We start from the raw sequence: 18,921 nt of genomic DNA, 5'->3' as shown, positions 1-18,921 counted from the left end.
ACATTTTCAATGTCACTCTTGGACAGGTATCACCTGCTTGTACACGACGTAGCTGCCGCCTTTGGGTACGACTACAACGATGTCACGCCAGACTGGGTGCACCCGTTCATTCATCTCATACTGGTCTTGGCGCCTGCGCTGCTGATCACCGTTGGCTCATATCTTGCTATTCGCGGCATTCTGAAGCTTTGGAAGTACCGCAGCACGCCTGCGATCCACCCAGAGCCCATACGAGGGCTCGAAGGAAGTCTTTTCAGCACCGTCTTGCGCTATTCAAGAAGGCAGCAGGCGTTGATGATCGTGGTTAGCCTCATCGCGATGCCTATTCTCTATCTGACCCTGGAACTGCCAAAACAGATCGTGAACAACGCTCTGGATCCCGACCGTTTCCCGATCGTCGTTCTGGGACGAGACCTCGATCAGGTCGTTTTCCTCATACTTCTTTGCGGTCTCTATCTTCTGACGATCATCCTGAATGGGTTAAACAAATATGGCCTAAACGTCTTCAAAGGGTATGTCGCGGAGCGTTTTCTGCGGCGCTTCCGCCTGCTGGTCTATCGGCAATGGCGCAGCGATCCAGACTCCGGAAACCAAAGCGAGATCGTCCCTATTCTCGCACAGGAAGTCGAGCCCATCGGTGGCTTCGCGGCGGACGTCCTTACGCTGCCAATCCTGCAAGGTGGTACGCTTTTGACGATCCTGTTTTTCATGTTCGTTCAGGACCCTGTCTTGGGTGCCGCAGCACTGACCGTACTGCCAATTCAGCTTGTGCTGCTGCCCAAGCTGCAACGTCGGGTCAACGCGCTTTCGCGCACCAGGATCAAGGAAGTCCGACAGCTTGGCAGGCAGCTCAGCGATCAATTGCGCCAACGGCAGGTCAATTCGGCCGGGCTGCTGCCAGCGAGTGCAAGTTTTAGAGAGCTTGAGCACGTGCGCAGGAAGATTTTCCGTCTGAAGTTCTTCATCAAGGCCCTCAACAATTTTCTGACCGCGCTAACACCGTTCTTGTTCTATTCTCTAGGCGGATACTTCGTCATCGAGGGGCGGATTACACTCGGCGCGCTTGTGGCCGTCCTGGCAGCGCACAAGGACTTTTCGGCACCGCTGAAAGAGCTCTTCAATTACTATCAGACGCTGGAAGACACGCGGATCCGGTACCAGGAAATCACGAGCTTTTTCATTCAATCGATTAATCGATCGACGAACGTTGAGGCAGACAACATCAGACTGGCGAGGGTCGGAAAATTCGAGCAATCCACACGGAGTTACCCGGATTTGTCTTTGGAAGGGCGGGGAGCGATCGCAACATCATGAAGGAGGCTGATAGAATGAAATGGGCAGCGATATTTTTTGCTCTGGTCGCTGCTGCTGCGGCGGGATGGTACATAATGCAAACGAACATCTCCCGAACTGGCTCCCAGACGGGCGAGAGCATACCGCTTCCCGCAGGAGCCCTTGCAACTGTCAAGCTGCCAGCCAGTTTCACAGAGCAGGAGCAGATCGGCGGGAGAGCTTATGATGCGGTCTGTGCCGCCTGCCATGGCCCGAACGGGCAAGGCCGGGATGGCGTTGCTCCACCGCTTGTTCACAAGATTTACGAACCGAGCCATCACAGAGACATGGCGTTTGTCCTCGCTGCGCAAAATGGAGTGCGGGCGCATCATTGGAAATTTGGAAACATGCCAGCGGTTGAAGGCGTGACGCGATCAGATATCCTTGCTATCGTGACTTACATTCGAGCATTGCAGCGTGCCAATGGGATCAATTAAGCCATTTCGACAGATAAGAGGGTGGAGTTTGGTTCGCGGTCAACGACTACTAGGTTCGCCGCGACATGGCCACAGCTGGCGGAAGAACGTTTTCATGAGTAAATGTCTTTCTGCATCCATATTGAGTATTGGTGCATTTTTCAATTTTTTCACCGCAACATATGCTGAGGAAACCGACCTCTTCAGATTGACCGACCGCACAGCCCCGGTCGGCATCGGTGCCCGTGAGCCATCACTAGCAACCTTGCCGGATGGCCGGGTCGTAGTGAGTTGGACAGAAGAAAACGGAGCCGAAGCGGAAGTTCGCATGGCTATCCTTGATGGCAGCGAGTGGTCGGACGCTCGCACAATTCATAAATCGTCAAAGATTTACATCAACTGGGCCGATTTTCCATCTGTAGCGGTGCTGGCTGATGGTGGCCTGGCGGCACAATGGCTTAAACTGAATGGGGAGGGTGATTACCAATATGACGTCAATATCGCTTTTTCCAAAGATGAAGGCAGAAGCTGGACGGACCCACTTGTTCCCCATGATGACAGATCACAACGCGAGCACGGTTTTGTTTCGTTGGTTCCCGATCAGTTTGGCGGGTTGACGGCGATGTGGCTGGATGGCCGGGAGTACGACAGTCAAACAGAAGGCGAAAGCTTCGAGAATGCGATGCAGCTGCGCGCACGACAGATCAACTCTGACGGAACGATGAAGCCAGAAAGCCTGTTGGACGCGCGCGCTTGTACTTGTTGTCAGACGTCCGCAGCGCGGACCGCGTCGGGCGATATCGTGGCGGTCTATCGTGATCGAACCGCCGATGAAATCCGCGACATTTCGATTGTTCGATCTACCGAAGGGGACTGGACGCAACCCATCACTGTTCACGACGACGGATGGGAAATTGCCGGCTGCCCCGTAAATGGCCCAGCCGTTGATACGATGGACGACAAGGTGTCCGTTATCTGGTTCACTGCAGCTGAGAATAAACCAGAGGTTTATATCGCGTTTTCGGACGATGGCGGTGCGCAGTTTGACGAACCGCTCCGCATTGACCTCGACACAGCCGCGGGACGGGTGGACGTCCTGCAAATGCCGGATGGAAGCGCATTGGCGCTCTGGATTGAATATGTGGGAGGCGGTGAAGCGATCGTCATGTGCCACATATCGCGAAGTACCGGATGCGCAGCGCCTCAGGCGCTCCATATCAATCGGGGCGGCGGATCGATCGGTTTTCCCCGAATGGCGCGCGGAGACGCCGGTGCGTTTGTGGCCTGGACGCAGCCGACCGGCGGCGCGGATGGGGGCACTACAATCCGCATGGTCGAAGTCGCGGTAATTCCATAGGTTTCGAGCATACATCTCAATATCCTATTGCTTGCTTGACGCCGTTGCCCTTATTCTGCGGCCTGCCCGAGGGCCAAATCAGGCACTGTAACGGCTTGCTTCAGGCTCCACCCTTTGATGATGGCATAAACCGCCGGAATGACGATCAGGGTCAGCAAGGTTGACGACACCATTCCCCCGATCATGGGCACTGCGATGCGCTGCATGATCTCGGACCCGGTGCCATGCGCCCAAAGGATCGGCATCAGGCCGGCCATGATTGCGACAACTGTCATCATCTTGGGGCGCACGCGGTCTACTGCACCCACCATGATCGCGGCGTAGAGCTCGTCGCGGGTCAGGTCCCTGTCGCCCGCGCGGGCACGCGCTTCATTCAACGCCTGATCGAGATAGATCAACATGATCACTCCGGTTTCAGCCGCCACCCCGGCCAGCGCGATAAACCCGACGGCCACCGCAACCGACATGTTGAAGCCCATGAACCACATGAGCCAAATGCCACCGACCAGAGCGAAAGGCAGCGACAGCATCACGATCAAGGTTTCCGTCAGGCGGCGGAAGTTTAGGTAAAGCAGCAGAAAGATCAGCGCCAGCGTCAGCGGCACAACAGTGGCCAGCCGCTGTTTCGCGCGTTCAAGGTATTCGAACTGACCGCTCCAGCCCAAAGAATAGCCGGGTGGCAGAGTGACGGAGGCCGCGACCGCCGCCTGAGCTTCGGCCACATAGCCGCCCAGATCGCGTCCGACGATATCGACAAAGATATATACGGCAAGCTGTCCGTTCTCGGTGCGGATCGACGTAGCTCCGCGGGTGCGTTCAATGGTGGCCACGTCCCCCAGCGGAATGGTGCCACCGCCCGGCAGTGCAACCTGAACCTCGCGCCCAATCGCCTCCGGATCAGACCGCAGTGTCGCCGGATAGCGCACTGCGACGTCGTAGCGCTCGCGCCCCTCGACGGTCTGCGTGATGGCCTTGGCCCCCAACGCCATGCCGACTACCTCCTGCACATCCTGCACCGACAGACCGTAGCGGCCAAGCGCTGTACGGTCCGGGGTGATGTCGAGGTAATAGCCGCCGATCACCCGTTCGGCATAGGCGCTGGTCGTTCCGGGCACCGTTCGTACCACGGCTTCGACCTCACGGGCGACCTTTTCCATCTCGGTCAGGCTGGTGCCGAAGACCTTGATCCCCACAGGCGTGCGGATGCCGGTGGACAGCATGTCGATGCGCGCGCGGATCGGCATGGTCCAGGCGTTCGACACACCGGGAAATTGCAGTGCTGCGTCCATTTCCTGCCGCAGGCTTTCGATGGTGACACCGGGTCGCCATTCGTTTTCCGGGCGGAGTTGGATGATGGTCTCGAACATCTCGGTCGGCGCGGGATCAGTGGCGGTCAGGGCGCGGCCCGCCTTGCCGAAGACGGTCAGGACCTCGGGAAAGGTCTTGATGATGCGGTCTTGCGTCTGCATCAACTCGGCGGCCTTGGTGACCGACAGACCGGGCAAAGTGGTCGGCATATACATCAGCGTGCCCTCGTTCAGGACGGGCATGAACTCCGACCCCAACTGCCGCGCGGGCCAGATCGTAACGATCAAGGCGAACAGCGCCACGATGATGGTGAGGCTTTTGGCCTTCAGCACCGCGCGGATGATCGGGCGGTAGACGGCGATCAGCGCGCGGTTCACCGGATTCCTGTGTTCAGGGATGATCCGGCCGCGCACGAACACCACCATCAGCGCAGGCACCAGCGTCACCGACAGGAAAGCAGCCGCCGCCATCGAAAACGTCTTGGTAGAGGCCAGCGGGCCGAACATGCGTCCCTCCTGTCCTTCCAGTGCAAAGATCGGCAGGAACGATACGGTGATGATCAGCAGGCTGAAGAACAGTGCCGGGCCGACCTCGCTTGCGGCTTCGATCAGCACCTCGATGCGGGGCTTGTCGGGGGCAGCACGTTCCAAATGCTTGTGCGCGTTCTCGATCATCACGATGGCGGCGTCGATCATCGCGCCGATGGCGATGGCAATGCCGCCGAGACTCATGATATTGGCCCCGATCCCGAGGAATTTCATCGCGGTGAACGCCATCAGCAGCCCCACCGGGAGCATGATGATGGCCACAAGAGCAGAGCGAACGTGCAGCAGAAAAATGATCGTGACCCCGGCCACAACGAGACTTTCTTCGAGAAGCGTTGTTTTCAGCGTCTCGATTGCCGACAGGATCAGGTTGGAGCGGTCATAGACTGGCACGATGTCGACGCCGTCCGGCAGACTTTGAGCAACCACGTCCAGTTCCGCTTTGGCGTTTTCGATCACATCCAGTGCATTGGCACCCACCCGTTGCAGCACGATGCCACTGGCGACCTCGCCCTCACCGTTCAACTCGGCGATGCCGCGGCGTTCATTGGGGACGATTTCGACCCGCGCGACATCTTTAAGGTTGATCGGCACCCCGCCGATACTGCGCAGGGTGATGTTGCCGATATCCTCGGTTCCCGCCAGATAGCCCCGCCCGCGCACCATGAATTCGAACTCGGACAGCTCCACCGTGCGCCCGCCGGTGTCCATGTTGCTTTCGGAGATGGCTTTGCCGATGTCAGACAGCGTGATCCCCTGCGCCCGCATCCGCACCGGATCCACCGTGACCGAGTATTGCTTGACGAAGCCGCCGACGCTGGCCACTTCGGACACGCCCTCGGCGCGGCTTGCACCAAAGCGGACGACCCAATCCTGCAACGACCGCAATTCCGCCAGCGACAGATTTTCCCCGGTGATCGCGTATTGGTAAACCCATCCTACCCCAGTCGCATCGGGACCGAGCGTGGGCGTCACGCCGTCCGGCAGGCGGGCTGCTGCGGCGTTCAGGTATTCAAGCACCCTGCTGCGCGCCCAGTAGGGGTCCACCCCATCTTCGAAGATAATGTAGACAAAGGAGATGCCGAAGAACGAAAACCCGCGCACGACGCGGGATCGCGGCACCGTAAGCATCGCCGAAGTCAGCGGATAGGTGACCTGATCCTCGACGACCTGCGGAGCCTGGCCCGGATAATCGGTCAGCACGATCACCTGCACGTCTGACAAATCGGGAATAGCGTCGATCGGCAAGTTGCGCAGTGACCAGACCCCTGCGGCGATGATCAGGGCCGTGGCGAAGAACACGAGAACAAGGTTGCGGGCGGACCATTCAATGACACGCGAGATCATTCGCCTGCCTCCGGGGCAGTCAGCGCAGCCAAGGCTGCGTTCAGGTTGCTTTCCGCGTCGATCAAAAAGGTAGAGGTGGTGACAATGCGGTCGCCCTCCACAATGCCTTCAAGGATTTCCACCATCCCGGCTGCCTGCCGCCCCAGCACCACATCCTGCGGGGCGAATTTCCCCTCCCCCAGATCTCTGATCACCACCTGACGGTCGCCGGTGTCGATCACCGCCGTTTCCGGCACCTGCACCACAGGCGCACCGTCGCCCGTCGCCAAAGCGACATCAGCGAACATGTTGACAAGCAAGCGACCCTCAGGGTTGGACAGGTCGACGCGGACGCGTGCCGTCCGGGTCTGCATATCGACCTCAGGGTAGATCTTGTCGATAACGCCGCTGAAGGTCTCGCCCGGGAGGCCTGGGAAGGTGATCGTCGCAGCATTTCCATCCGAAAGACCCGCGAGCGCAGATTCCGGCACGTCCGCCATGACCCAGACAACCGATGTATCGGCAATACGAAACAGCGTTTCTCCAGCCTCGGACATCATGCCTTCGACGGCCATCCGTTCCAGAACCACGCCCGACCGCGGTGCCATCAGGGTGATTTGCACCGGGGTACGCCTGTCCGCCGCGATTTTGTCGATCACGGACACCGGAACACCCAAGTTTGCCAGCCTTTGGCGGCTGCCTTCGACACGCCCTTCACCACTTCGCAGGTCTGACACATACTGCGCAGCCGCCGAGACGATATCCGGAGAATAGAGCATCGCCAGCGGTTCGCCCGCTTCAACGATTGATCCGGTCGTTACATCCTCGACTTCTTCGATGAACGCATCCGCACGCAGCGAAATAACGCTGACCCGACGGTCGTCCAGCGCGACAATTCCAGGCGCACGCACCGCCGTTGCCATGGGTTCAAACACGGCAATCGACGTACGCACGCCGGTGCGTTGCAGCTTGCCGGGCGATACGGTCACTGATTCGGCATCGCTTACCTCGTCGGCATAGACGGGCAGGTAGTCCATCCTCATGGAATCCAGCTTTGGCACCGGCGACGTATCAGGCAGGCCCATCGGGTGGCGGTAGTAGAGTAGGGTTCGTTCGCCACTCTCTGCCTCTAGGGGCGTGATCGCCTCTGGATCAAACGATACGTCTTCGCTCGCCAGGACCGGTAAAAAGGACTTTCCATCGGCAGTCTCGGTCGGCGTAGCGGACCATTCGGCGAGACCGTCAGGGTGTCGGTAGTAGATGACCGGGCCTGTCAGCGTTCGGGTTGCGGCTGGCATTGCTTCAGCTTGCCGTCCCATCAGCGCGGTGAATTGCGTCTGCGCCACATTTGCCAGCATAGCAGGCGTCCAACCCTTGACGCCTGCCGCGAGGCCCGCCCATCCAGCCGCGCCGCCAACCACGCCGATAAGCACTAATTTGCCAAAGACGCTCATGGCAGCACCTCGAGCACGATTTGCGCCTGAACAGTTTCAGGTTCGCCCTGCACCTTGGCCGCAACGGAAAACCGCCAGTTTCCGTCCATCGTCAGATCGGCGGAAAAGCGATAGAGACCCGGCTCTTCGCCGGGCAGCGCCACGACTGTCGAAGTCATCGTCTCCATGCTGTCCGGCTCCATATCCAGCCTTGTAGCAAAGATGACGGCGCCTTCGACGGGCGCATTGGTCCGGGTATCAATCAGACGAAGCTCCAGAACCGCGCCGTCTCCGAAGGGACAAGTCGTTTCGACGAGAACGAGGTTGTAATCAGATGCAGCCGCCTGTGCCATCGGCACGGAGAGCTGGGTCGCGACCACGAGGGTCGCAAGAAAGGTGGGGATATAGCGGAGCATGATACGCCTATTTTGACGGGCTACGGGAACGCCAGCCATCGTATCGACCCTGAGTCTATACGTTACATCGGCGCGTGGATTTTGGTGCGAAAGACACCTGACCCGTCATGCCTTGGGCGGTCTTTGAAGCCCAATGTCCGCATGTTGTCGGTGCGCTGCCGCCTCGGCCCGTGAGAACTCTGCGCTTCCTGGGCCCGGCAAGCTCGCTAGAGTTGCTCGTTCCAGCCCCAGCACAATCGGGGCTACCCGACATTGCATCGTCGAAATGCAAGCAGCATCGCATTCCGGCATGTCCGGGCAGTCATCTGGACAGCAATCGCTTTGCATGGTCATCGAAGGCCCTGAATCCACGCTTGAAATAGACGCATGACTGATTTGCGCCAGAACAACGCCAATCAAAAGAGTAAGCAGAAAATGGCGCGTTTTGAGTATCATCGGTCAGCTATGTTGGATTTCTGACAGACCAGCAATACACGTTTTGCTGAAATGGATAATTGACCGACTTCACGTTCAAAACGCGGACCCGCTAAAGCTTCAATCGCCTCAACCTGAGAGCGTTTGCGATGACCGAGACTGAAGAAAGGCTCATCGCGGCTGCGGCGATCATTGGTGACATCAATAGGCCGAAGACCGGATAGAGGACCCCTGCCGCGATTGGAACACCGAGCGTGTTATAGGCAAACGCCCAGAACAGGTTCTGGCGAATGTTGCGGATCGTCGCCACCGCCAGTGTCCGCGCCTTGACGATGCCGTTCAGATCCCCGCGCAACAGCGTGATGCCCGCACTTTCAACCGCCACGTCCGCGCCCGTGCCCATGGCAAGGCCGACGTCCGCTGCGGCCAGGGCTGGCGCGTCGTTGACACCATCACCCGCCATCGCGACCTTTCTGCCTTCGGCGTGCAGCTCGTCCACCAGCGCCTTCTTATCTTCCGGCAGAACGCCGGCCCGAACCTCGTCGATTCCAAGCCGCTGCGCCACGGCCCTGGCGGTGCGTTCGTTGTCACCTGTCGCCATGATGATCCGCAGACCTGCCTCGTGCAGCACCTTGATGGCTTCGGCAGTCGACTCCTTGATCGGGTCGGCCACTGCGACGATGCCGGACAGCTTACCTTCAATGGCTACGAACATGGCGGTCTTACCCTCGGCCCGTAGAACATCTGCCGCTTCCTCCGCCGCAGATGTGTCGAGAGACATGTCGCGCATCATTGCGGTATTTCCAAGCGCGACAGCCCGCCCCAAGACAGTTCCGCGCACGCCTTTTCCGGTCACCGCCTCGAAGTTTTCGGCATTGCCGACCTTGATGCCCTTCTCCTTCGCACCCTCCACGATGGCCTCCGCCAACGGGTGCTCCGAGCCTTTTTCCAGGGCGGCAGCTAGGGTTAGAATGGTTTCCTCGCTTTCGTCGCCCAGAGCGGCCACATCGGTCAGCTTCGGCTTCCCCTCGGTCAGGGTACCCGTCTTGTCCACGATCAGCGTATCGACCTTGGCCATGCGTTCCAGAGCTTCGGCGTCCTTGATCAGCACACCCGCCTGTGCACCGCGCCCCGCGGCCGTCGTGATCGAAATCGGGGTCGCCAGACCCAGAGCACAGGGGCAGGCGATGATCAGCACCGACACCGCCGAGGCAATGGCAAAGACCAGAGCAGGTTCGGGTCCGAAGCTCAGCCACGCGACGAATGCCAGCAGCGCGATCAGGACAACGGTCGGCACGAAGTAGGATGAGACCTTGTCGGCAAGACCCTGAATCGGCGCGCGGGACCTACGCGCGTTCGAAACCATCTCGACGATCTGGCTCAGCATCGTGTCGGCACCCACGCGCGCGGCCTCGATGACAAGGGATCCGTTCTTGTTGATCGTGCCGCCGGTGACGGTATCGCCGGGACCTTTTTCGACCGGCAGGGGTTCGCCGGTGATCATGCTCTCGTCGATGGACGACGTACCGTCCATGACCGTGGCGTCAACGGGGATCGCGTCGCCTGGGCGGACCCGCAGACGATCCCCCTCAACGATGTTTTCCAGCGGCGCGTCATACTCTGTGCCGTCGGGCAGGATACGTCGCGCGGTTTTCGGGGCCAGATCGAGTAGTGCCCGAATGGCATCGCCGGTCCGTTCCCGCGCCCTCAGCTCCAGAACCTGCCCGACAAAAATCAGGGTGATGATGACAACGGCGGCCTCAAAGTAGGTGCCGACCCCCGCGCCCATCCGGTAGACCTCCGGAAACACGCCCGGAAGGAACGTAGCCACCAGCGAATAGATGTAGGCCGCACCGACACCGATGGCGATCAGTGTCCACATGTTGGGCGAGCGGTTCATGATCGACGCCCATCCCCGCTCGAAGAAGGGTTTCGCCGCCCATAGGACGATTGGTGTCGCCAACGCGAACTCGACATAGGTCGCCAGTTGATGCCCGATCCAGTCTCGGACGGGCAGACCGACCAACTCCCCCATGGTTAGGATGACCAGGGGAACGGCCGCGGCGGCACTGATCCACATGCGGCGGGTGAAGTCGGTCAGTTCCTGACTGGGTTCATCCGACGGTAACATCGGTTCCAGCGCCATGCCACAGATCGGGCAAGATCCGGGTTCATCACGTACGATATCAGGGTGCATCGGGCATGTATACTGCGCGCCTGCTTGTGACGTCATGCGACGATCCGATGCCTTGCCAGAGGCGTAGTAAACTGGATCAGCCTTGAACTTGGTATGGCACTTGTCGGAGCAGAAATAGAAAATTTCACCGTCATAATCTGCACGGCGTGCGTCCGGAGAAATTGTGACGAACATGCCGCACACCGGATCCACGGCATGATCCGACGACCGCTCTGACGCATCCTTGCCTACTATCTGATCCATTTCCCAGCCTTTCAAAAACTACACTGGGACCGCAAATAGTGCTTCCCGTAGATGGAAGGTCAAGTCCAATCGCCTCGCTGTCGCGCCCGAACAGTTCAGAGGAGGTACAGTGCTGATTGTGATGGCCTTAATCACAGAACATCCCAAGAAACTTCTTGAACCTCTAGCAACTGAAGCTCCTATCTTTGGCTCAACGCTTATTCTCAGAGGTTTCCCATGTCCCACGACGGTCCAGACACGCATCCGCACGGTCATCAGGATGATCGCAAAGACACAAAGGCTTGCTGTGGCCAGACGGCCGAAGACACCGCGCAGGTGGCAGCACCTCCACCATCCTCCGGACGCAGTTTTCGCGTTAACGGGCTGGATTGTGCGGAAGAGGTCGCGATCCTGAACAAGGTCGTCGGGCCGGAAGTCGGCGGCAGCGAGCATCTGGCCTTCGATGTGATCAACGGGCGCATGACCATCCTCAAAAGCGCCAAACCGCTCAGCGACGATAAGATCATCAAGATCGTCAGCTCGACCGGTATGAGCGCGAAGATGTGGGATGCCGAAAGCGCCGAAGCGGATCAGGCGGCGCATTTCGCACGTCAACGCCTCTTCACCGGACTCAGCGGCGGCTTCTGGGCCGCGGGGTTCCTTTACCACATCGTCGAGACGGGGGCGGGCGGCGCGCTGCGGCTCTTCTCCGGTCATGGCGAGACGTCTATGCCTCTGGTCGAGATGGGGCTGTTCATGCTGGCGGTGGTGTTCGGAGCCTGGCTGGTCGCCCCCAGAGCATGGTCCGCCGCGCGTAGATTGTCGCCTGACATGAACCTCCTGATGATCGTTGCCGTAGCCGGTGCGATCGGGCTGGGCGAGTTTTTCGAGGCGGCGACGGTCGCATTCTTCTTTGCTCTGTCCCTCGCTCTCGAATCCTGGAGCGTGGGGCGTGCGCGCAACGCGGTCTCGGCCCTGTTGGACCTGGCACCACCCACGGCGCGCGTCATTCGCGCCGACGGATCGGAGACCGATGTTCCTGCGGCTCAGGTTGCGATCGGTGACCGCTTCGTAGTGCGCGGCGGAGACCGCATCCCGCTCGACGGAGAGGTGACCGAGGGTCGCGGCGATGTCGATCAGGCTCCGATTACAGGGGAAAGCGCACTGGTCGCCAAGGAAACTGGCGACGAAGTCTATGCAGGGACGATCAACGGTGATGGCACGCTGACGGTCAGGGCCACCAAGGCCGCAGGCGATACCGTGCTATCGAAAATCATCCGCATGGTAGGCGATGCGCATTCGCGCCGGGCCGAGGTGGAGCAATGGGTCACGAAATTCGCCCGCATCTACACGCCCATCGTGATGGCGCTGGCGATTCTAATCGCTGTCGTTCCGCCGCTGCTGTTCGCGGGGGCATGGAATTACTGGTTCTACAATGCGCTGGTTCTTCTGGTAATCGCTTGCCCCTGTGCGCTCGTGATTTCTACGCCGGTCTCCATCGTCGCTTCGCTCGCGGCCTCGGCACGCAATGGCGTGCTGATCAAGGGCGGTGCCTATGTGGAGGCTCCGTCACGCCTGACAGCTCTGGCAATGGACAAGACCGGGACGATCACCATGGGAGAACCGGAGGTCGCGGGCCTGCATCCTTTAGGCGGCACGGTCGAACGCGACCTTCTGAGCGCCGCTGTCGCGTTGGAAGCCCGCTCTTCGCATCCTCTGGCGCGGGCCATCCTGGCGCGCGGCGAACGCGACGGGTTGAAGCAGTCGGCGGCTACCGACACCAAAACGGTGCCGGGCCGCGGTGTCGAGGGAACCTGGGAGGGTCAGCCCGTCTGGCTCGGCTCGGATCGATTTGCGACCGAGAAGGGGCTTGGCGAAGCGATCCCCCGCGACCTGCTGGAACGGATCGAAGGGGCTGGCAGCACACTCGTTGCCGTAGGCTCCGCGGACCGCCTGCTGGGCCTGATCGAACTGCGCGACCGCATCCGCCCGGATGCGAAGGTGGTCGTGGCACGCCTGCATGCCCAGGGCGTAAAAAAGATCATCATGCTGACCGGCGACAATGAACGCACGGCGCGCGCCGTGGCGGCGGAAGTCGGCATTGACGCGGTGCGCGCGGAACTGCTGCCCGAAGACAAAGTGACGGCAATCGAGGAACTCGTTGCCAACTATGATGTCGTGGCAATGATTGGCGACGGTGTGAACGATGCACCTGCCATGGCGCGGGCGCATTTCGCCATCGCCATGGGTGCGGTCGGATCGGATGCCGCCATTGAGACCGCCGATATCGCGCTGATGACGGACGACATCGCCAAGGTGCCATGGCTGATCGGGCATTCGCGCCGCACCATGAACGTCATCCATCAGAACATCGCAATTGCGCTTGCGACGAAGGCGCTGTTCGTCGGGCTGACAGCGTTCGGCATGGCAACAATGTGGGGTGCCATTGCTGCGGATGTCGGCGTTTCGCTACTGGTAGTCGCCAACGCGCTCAGGCTGCTCCGGGCCAAAAAGGACCGGCCGGACGGGTCCGGGGGAGAGCAAGTGGGAGAGAAGATGGCGCAGGGAGCCCTGGCGCACGGCCATTGATTGATCAAGCATACCGATACCGATATGAGTGGACAGGTAAAAAGATCGAGCGGACGACATGATGAAAACGACACGACGAACGGCACTCTTGGGCGGACTTGCACTTGGCCTTTCAGGGTGCGCCAGCAAATTCCGAACCTACGATGGGCCCGAGGTCACCCGGTTGCAGATGTTCAAAGGTGACCGGAACCTGTTCCTGTTCAACAATACCTCGGTCCTGAAAGCCTACAGGATAGACCTCGGTTTCGCGCCCGAGGGGCCCAAGCAGTTCGAGGGTGACGGGAAAACGCCCGAAGGGGTTTATACCGTCGACCGACGCAATCCCGACAGTCTGTTCCATCTCTCCATCGGAATCTCTTATCCGAACGAGGCCGATATCGCCTTCGCCGCTGCACAGGGACGTGAGCCGGGCGGCGACATTTTCATCCATGGCGGGCCACGACCCGGTATCGACGCGATCAAACCAGACTGGACGGCGGGTTGCATCGCGGTGTCGGACCGCGAGATTGAGGATATCTACGCGATGGTGCGGGACGGGACGCCAATCGACATATTCGCATAGCATCGTACCGGCCTTGGCTGGCGGTTCATAGAACCCGTGCGAGAAAGATCGAGGCGAACAACGCCAGGAGCCCGAATGCGATCGCGGAACTCGTCGCGTATTGTGCAATGTCCAGCCTGTTGCCGCCCCGCTTTTTGGCGAGATATCCGCCCCATGCGGCTCCCGCCACTGCTCCGAAGATTACGATCATGGTGCGCTTTCCTTTCTGACGGTCATTCCAATGGCTCCCGCGATGCACGCTGCCAAAACGAGCAGGAACATCATCTGCCCGTATTTCGCAAATGGCGTGTCCGGGAGCGCAACTGGCAAGCGGGCGTCCAGCACGCCGGTCTCATCCAGCCCGAGGCGGGCGACGATCCGGCCGTACCCATCGATAACTGCTGAAATGCCCGTATTGGCCGCGCGAACCATCGGCAGCCCCTCTTCGACCGCGCGCATCCTGGCAGAGGCCAGATGTTGCCGGGGACCGAAAGACGCACCGAACCAAGCGTCATTGGTGGCGTTGAAGATCCAGTCCGGGCGCGAAGCGGCGTCTACGACGCGTCCCGGAAAAATGGCCTCGTAGCAGATCGAAAGGCCGACCGGAGATAAACCGGGTAGCTCAACGGTCTGGGGGCCGGGACCGGGCGTGAAGTCCCCAAGCCGTGCGGTCAGTCGCTGGATCGGAAGAAAACCCCGCAAGGGAACATATGCCCCGAACGGCACGAGATGATGCTTGGCGTATCTCGTGACGATCCGTCCGGTCTGATCGACCGCGAGGATCGAATTTCGATAGCGTGTGCCCGTCCCGCCCGGCTCTCGCGTCTGGGCGCCGGTCAGTAGAACGCTGCCTTCAGGCAGACGGTCAGCAATCTGATCCAACATTCCAGGATTCTCATCAAGATAGCCGGGAAATGCGCTTTCGGGCCAGAGAAGGACGTCGAACCTGCCAGACTGCGCGGACAGATCCAGATAGCGGGATATGTTCCGATCGCGGAACGCGGGGTTCCATTTCTCCGTCTGAGGAATGTTTCCCTGAACGATCCTGACGGTTGTGTCTGTTGGCGGTGTGGTGGCCATAAGGCGAACCGTGCCGAGGGTTCCGGCACCCGCCACCACCGAAATGAAAACAAATGTGGCGAACGCATTTTGCCGACGATTCCGCATGAGGAGCGTTACGGGCAGGACCGACAGCAGAACTGTGACGAGGCCAAGTCCGTAGCTGCCAACCCATGCGGCCATTTGGCGTGGAATATCGTAGTCGGCCCATGCATAGGCGATCAGGTTCCAGGGAAAGCCTGTCAGCATGGTGCCGCGCAGCCATTCCGAAACCGACCAGCAGACCGCGAAGATCAATGCGCCGGAGACACCTTTCGTCCTGCTCCATGCGAACGCTGCCATTGCCGCCGCCGGAAACAGCGCAAGGCCGGCGGCCAGTCCAGCCACCGCAGGAACGGCCATCCAGCCGAACCGCTCCGCGTCGACAAAAAAGCTCTCCGCGATCCAGGACAATCCGAACAGGAAGAAGCCAACGCCGAACGCCCATCCGGCAAGTCCGGCCCGCATGCGGCTCTCTCCGACCGTAAGGAGATACAGCGCGCCAAACGCGACGGGCAAAAGCACCGGCATCGAGAATGGTGGCAGAGCGAGAACCGCCAAAGCGCCGAGGCCGAATGCACAGAATGTGAGGATGATACCTGACATTCCGGAAATGCGCAGAACAGTGATGCCGATTGAAATCACCGAGATCTATCTTGAGGTTTCGGACGCATCGACCTTCTCGCGCCCCGCGAAGATCAGCAAAATCCCGACGCCGCAGACCACGAAGACATCCGCGAGGTTGAACGCTGGCCAATGCGCCGTTCCGAGATAGAAATCCAGAAAATCGGTCACCCCTTCAAAGCGAAGACGATCGACGATATTCCCAAGAGCGCCGCCGATCACCATGCCGTAGGCAACCGCCTCGGCTGCCTGCGTTGCCCGGATCAGTGAAACGACGAGGAACAGAACGACGGCGGTGGCGACCAATGCAAGGACCCACCACGGCACATTTTGAAAAAACCCAAAGGTCACGCCGTAGTTGCGGTGGAAGATCAGGTTGAAGCCGGGGAATACAGCGACGCCGGTGGCAAGCGCTTCTGCGTTCGCAAGCACGAACGCCTTCGATGCCTGATCGGCGGCGAGCGCCGCGACAGCTGCACAAATGCCAATGGAACGAATTGACATGAATCACCCCAACCAGACATCGAGGAACAGCATGACGACGAGGCCGATCGCGAGCCCAGTCGTCGCCTGCTTCTGGTGGCCGCTGCGATGGGTTTCCGGGATGATCTCGTGGCTGATGACGTAGAGCATCGCGCCCGCCGCAAAAGCCAGACCCCAAGGCAAGAGAGGCTGCGCCACGACGATCACTGCAGCACCAAGGAAGCCCGTGACGGGTTCAACCAGACCGGTCCGTGCTGCGATGCCGAACGCACGGCCCGCCGAGTATCGCTCGCCCAGTAGGGCGACTGCAACGGCCAGCCCTTCAGGCGCATTCTGCAATCCGATCCCGAGAGCGACGGGAAATCCGCCTGTAAAACCGTCGGCACCGAACGCAACGCCGACGGCCAAACCCTCCGGCGCATTGTGGATCGTGATGGCGATGATGAAGAGCCAGACACGGCGCAGCGAGACCGCCTCTGGGCCTTCGCGCCCGCTGCTGAAATGCTCATGCGGGATCATTTCGTTCATCATGGCGACCGCGCCCATGCCCATCAGGATCGCAGCACAGACGATCAGCGCCGGTATCGCGCCATCCCCGTATCGGCCCTCCGCTGCGTCGAGTGCCGGTATAATGAGAGAAAAGAAAGACGCGGCAAGCATGACCCCGGCGGCAAAGCCGAGCGAAATATCGCGCCATTTGCGTGACGGGGTCTTGCCGAGAAGCACGGGCGTCGCCCCGACGGCGGTCATGAGACCGGCGGCCAGGCTGCCTAGAAAGCCCAGTGCGACTGGTGAGAGTGTTGTGATTTGCTCCACTTTAACTCGCCGGATAGGACGAAAAGATCTCAGTGGAGCCGTCGGATTTCACCAGAAAGACATCGTAGGCTTCGGCATCGTCGCCGAAATCCATGCCGGGCGAGCCGATGGGCATGCCGGGCACGGCCAGGCCTATGGCATCGGGACGTTCTTCAAGCAGTCGAGTAATATCGGCTGGCGGAACGTGACCCTCGATGGTGTAGCCTTCGACGGTCGCCGTGTGACAGGAGAACATATCGACGGGAATACCGCGATCCATTTTCAGACGGATCAACGCCCCGCCCATATTCTCACCTTCAGGAGCGAACCCGGCATCGGACAGCTTTTCCATCCAGGCAAGGCAACAACCGCAGCCGCGCGTCTTTCCGACGTGGATAGCGGTCTGGGCGGTTACTGCCGTCGCGGCAGCAATCATGAGGGTCGCAGCGGCCAAGGTTTGAAACCTGTTTTTCATCGGAATTCCTTTCAAATCAGTCATGTGTCTTCGCGAAGAAAGGTCGCGAACCGTGTGCGCGTCTCTTCAAGGATTTCAGTGGCATCCGCAGTGTCGAAATTTTCCGCAGAGGCGAGCAATTTCTCCCCGAGCGGATCGATAGGTCGGCCGTCCACGCGCACTTCGTAGTGAAGGTTCGGAGCTGTCGCCGTGCCTGTCTCACCGACCTGGCCAATCGTTTCGCCCGTGACCACGCGGTTTCCGACGGCCAGACCCTCCGGCACAGAGCTGAGGTGCGCATAGCGGGTCATGGTATCGGACCCGTGCGTGATCTCGACCACCCGGCCATACCCGCTCCGCCATCCGATGAAGGAGACCCGTCCGGGCGCGGTGGCCGCCACAGGCGTCCCCGCAGCGGCAGCGTAGTCGACGCCTGTATGCATCCGCATATTGCCGTAGATCGGATGCTTGCGCTGCCCGAAGACCGACGACAGTCGTGCGCCTTCCACCGGCGGCGCAACCGTCCGCAGGATTTCACCATTCAAATAGACCGTTGCCCGCCCGCTGTCTTCGGCTGACCAGAGGATTTCGAAGCGGTCGTCGGCCAGATCGAGGGCCGCATAGGAGATTGACGGTTGACCGACCTCTGAACCATCGCGAAGGACGGTCTGACCCCAAAGGATATTCAGGGTCTCTCCGCCTTGAAGATCCCTGCGAAAGTCGACCGTTTCCCCGAGGATTTGTGCGAGATCGACGGCAAAACGGGCCGGGACGCCTGCTCGATCCAGCGAAGCGTAGATCGACCCGTTCACCAGCAACTGGCTCGCACGCTCGACTGTCAACGCGCTCGGCGTTACCGTCCGGCTCGCAATGGTGTCGTCCAGGGTGACTTCGATCCGCACACCGTCATCGACAGCCAACGTCACAACGAATGGCGTGCCGTCCGGGCGAAAGTCGACGCTGAGACGATGGCCCGGTCGAAGGCGGCGCAGGTCGTATTCAACCGTCAGTGCCAGTGCGACTTCGGTCCGTGTTTGCGCATCCATGTCCGCGAGAGAGAGAAGCACGTCCAATGTGTCACCCGCCTCGACCGTCGCCTCCCAAGGCGGCGTGGCGAGGGCCTGAACAAGCGCCATCAGATTATCTGGCTCGGCCCGTTCGAGTACGGGAAACTCAGGCGGCTGAAAAGCGGCCGGAAGCATATTCGGCATCGTCTCGCCAGATGCGTTGACGCCTGGTCCATCGAGAGGTTCGGGTGGACTGTCCAAGGCTACCGGAGCCTCGGAAAAGATGTACTCGGGCGGTGCCTCTAGGATCAAAGCCCGGCTCGCTATCGTGCTGACCGCTGCTGCGGCCATTGTCGTTCCCAGA

Annotated in this window: 15 protein-coding genes; 5 read left to right on the top strand and 10 right to left on the bottom strand. The window is 60.2% G+C overall.

The annotated features are described in order from the left end of the window. The first annotated feature begins 9 nt into the window (after window positions 1-9). From DSM107133_RS23820 to DSM107133_RS23810, 3 genes are all read left to right on the top strand, one after another. Window positions 10-1,314 carry an ABC transporter transmembrane domain-containing protein gene (locus DSM107133_RS23820; protein WP_114293672.1) on the top strand — a complete coding sequence of 435 codons (1,305 nt, stop codon included), beginning with the start codon at window positions 10-12 and terminating at the stop codon, window positions 1,312-1,314. A gap of 14 nt (window positions 1,315-1,328) precedes the next feature. Further along, a complete protein-coding gene (locus tag DSM107133_RS23815; protein ID WP_240310534.1) occupies window positions 1,329-1,769 on the top strand; it encodes a cytochrome c in 441 nt (146 codons plus the stop codon). 94 nt (window positions 1,770-1,863) lie between these two features. Next, complete coding sequence (locus tag DSM107133_RS23810) at window positions 1,864-3,105, top strand: sialidase family protein (protein ID WP_240310535.1); 1,242 nt, start codon at window positions 1,864-1,866, stop codon at window positions 3,103-3,105. A gap of 50 nt (window positions 3,106-3,155) precedes the next feature. Here DSM107133_RS23810 and DSM107133_RS23805 read toward each other — a convergent pair whose 3' ends face one another. The 4 genes from DSM107133_RS23805 to DSM107133_RS23790 all read right to left on the bottom strand — a co-directional run bounded on the left by DSM107133_RS23805 (window position 3,156) and on the right by DSM107133_RS23790 (window position 10,987). Continuing rightward, complete coding sequence (locus DSM107133_RS23805; protein WP_114293674.1) at window positions 3,156-6,305, bottom strand: CusA/CzcA family heavy metal efflux RND transporter; 3,150 nt, start codon at window positions 6,303-6,305, stop codon at window positions 3,156-3,158. Beyond that, window positions 6,302-7,738, bottom strand: coding sequence for an efflux RND transporter periplasmic adaptor subunit (locus DSM107133_RS23800; protein WP_114293675.1), 1,437 nt, complete (start codon window positions 7,736-7,738; stop codon window positions 6,302-6,304). The genes DSM107133_RS23805 and DSM107133_RS23800 overlap by 4 nt, the downstream gene beginning before the upstream one ends. Continuing rightward, window positions 7,735-8,133, bottom strand: coding sequence for a FixH family protein (locus DSM107133_RS23795; RefSeq protein WP_114293676.1), 399 nt, complete (start codon window positions 8,131-8,133; stop codon window positions 7,735-7,737). The genes DSM107133_RS23800 and DSM107133_RS23795 overlap by 4 nt, the downstream gene beginning before the upstream one ends. A 526-nt stretch (window positions 8,134-8,659) precedes the next feature. After that, the gene (locus DSM107133_RS23790) at window positions 8,660-10,987 is read right to left on the bottom strand and encodes a heavy metal translocating P-type ATPase (RefSeq protein ID WP_114293677.1); all 2,328 of its coding nucleotides are present in this window, start codon (window positions 10,985-10,987) and stop codon (window positions 8,660-8,662) included. A 216-nt stretch (window positions 10,988-11,203) separates the two neighbouring features. On the opposite strand from DSM107133_RS23790, the gene DSM107133_RS23785 reads away from it, so the two are divergent. After that, window positions 11,204-13,555 carry a cation-translocating P-type ATPase gene (locus DSM107133_RS23785; RefSeq protein ID WP_205387825.1) on the top strand — a complete coding sequence of 784 codons (2,352 nt, stop codon included), beginning with the start codon at window positions 11,204-11,206 and terminating at the stop codon, window positions 13,553-13,555. Between the two features lie 61 nt (window positions 13,556-13,616). Continuing rightward, window positions 13,617-14,117, top strand: a complete 501-nt coding sequence (locus DSM107133_RS23780; protein WP_114293712.1) for a L,D-transpeptidase family protein — start codon at window positions 13,617-13,619, stop codon at window positions 14,115-14,117. A 25-nt stretch (window positions 14,118-14,142) separates the two neighbouring features. Here DSM107133_RS23780 and DSM107133_RS23775 read toward each other — a convergent pair whose 3' ends face one another. Genes DSM107133_RS23775 through DSM107133_RS23750 form a run of 6 tightly spaced genes read right to left on the bottom strand, consistent with a single transcriptional unit; the run spans window position 14,143 to window position 18,908 of the window. After that, entirely contained in the window at window positions 14,143-14,307 is a 165-nt protein-coding gene (locus tag DSM107133_RS23775) for a hypothetical protein (RefSeq protein ID WP_205387826.1), read from the bottom strand. Further along, window positions 14,304-15,800: an apolipoprotein N-acyltransferase gene (gene lnt / locus DSM107133_RS23770; RefSeq protein ID WP_240310536.1), complete on the bottom strand. Its 1,497-nt coding sequence runs from the start codon at window positions 15,798-15,800 to the stop codon at window positions 14,304-14,306. The genes DSM107133_RS23775 and lnt overlap by 4 nt, the downstream gene beginning before the upstream one ends. A 45-nt stretch (window positions 15,801-15,845) precedes the next feature. Continuing rightward, window positions 15,846-16,322 (bottom strand): signal peptidase II, encoded by a 477-nt coding sequence (gene lspA, locus DSM107133_RS23765; RefSeq protein ID WP_114293679.1) that lies wholly within the window; start codon window positions 16,320-16,322, stop codon window positions 15,846-15,848. Window positions 16,323-16,325: 3 nt separating this feature from the next. After that, complete coding sequence (locus DSM107133_RS23760; RefSeq protein ID WP_114293713.1) at window positions 16,326-17,108, bottom strand: ZIP family metal transporter; 783 nt, start codon at window positions 17,106-17,108, stop codon at window positions 16,326-16,328. Between the two features lie 10 nt (window positions 17,109-17,118). After that, entirely contained in the window at window positions 17,119-17,571 is a 453-nt protein-coding gene (locus DSM107133_RS23755; protein ID WP_069301625.1) for a DUF411 domain-containing protein, read from the bottom strand. A 20-nt stretch (window positions 17,572-17,591) separates the two neighbouring features. After that, the gene (locus tag DSM107133_RS23750) at window positions 17,592-18,908 is read right to left on the bottom strand and encodes a M23 family metallopeptidase (protein ID WP_114293680.1); all 1,317 of its coding nucleotides are present in this window, start codon (window positions 18,906-18,908) and stop codon (window positions 17,592-17,594) included. Window positions 18,909-18,921 lie beyond the last annotated feature (13 nt).

The sequence above is a fragment of the Pseudosulfitobacter sp. DSM 107133 genome, assembly GCF_022788695.1.
Lineage (GTDB): Bacteria > Pseudomonadota > Alphaproteobacteria > Rhodobacterales > Rhodobacteraceae > Pseudosulfitobacter.
Note: the sequence above shows the minus strand (reverse complement) of the source record. Positions and strands in the feature narration are given on the sequence as shown.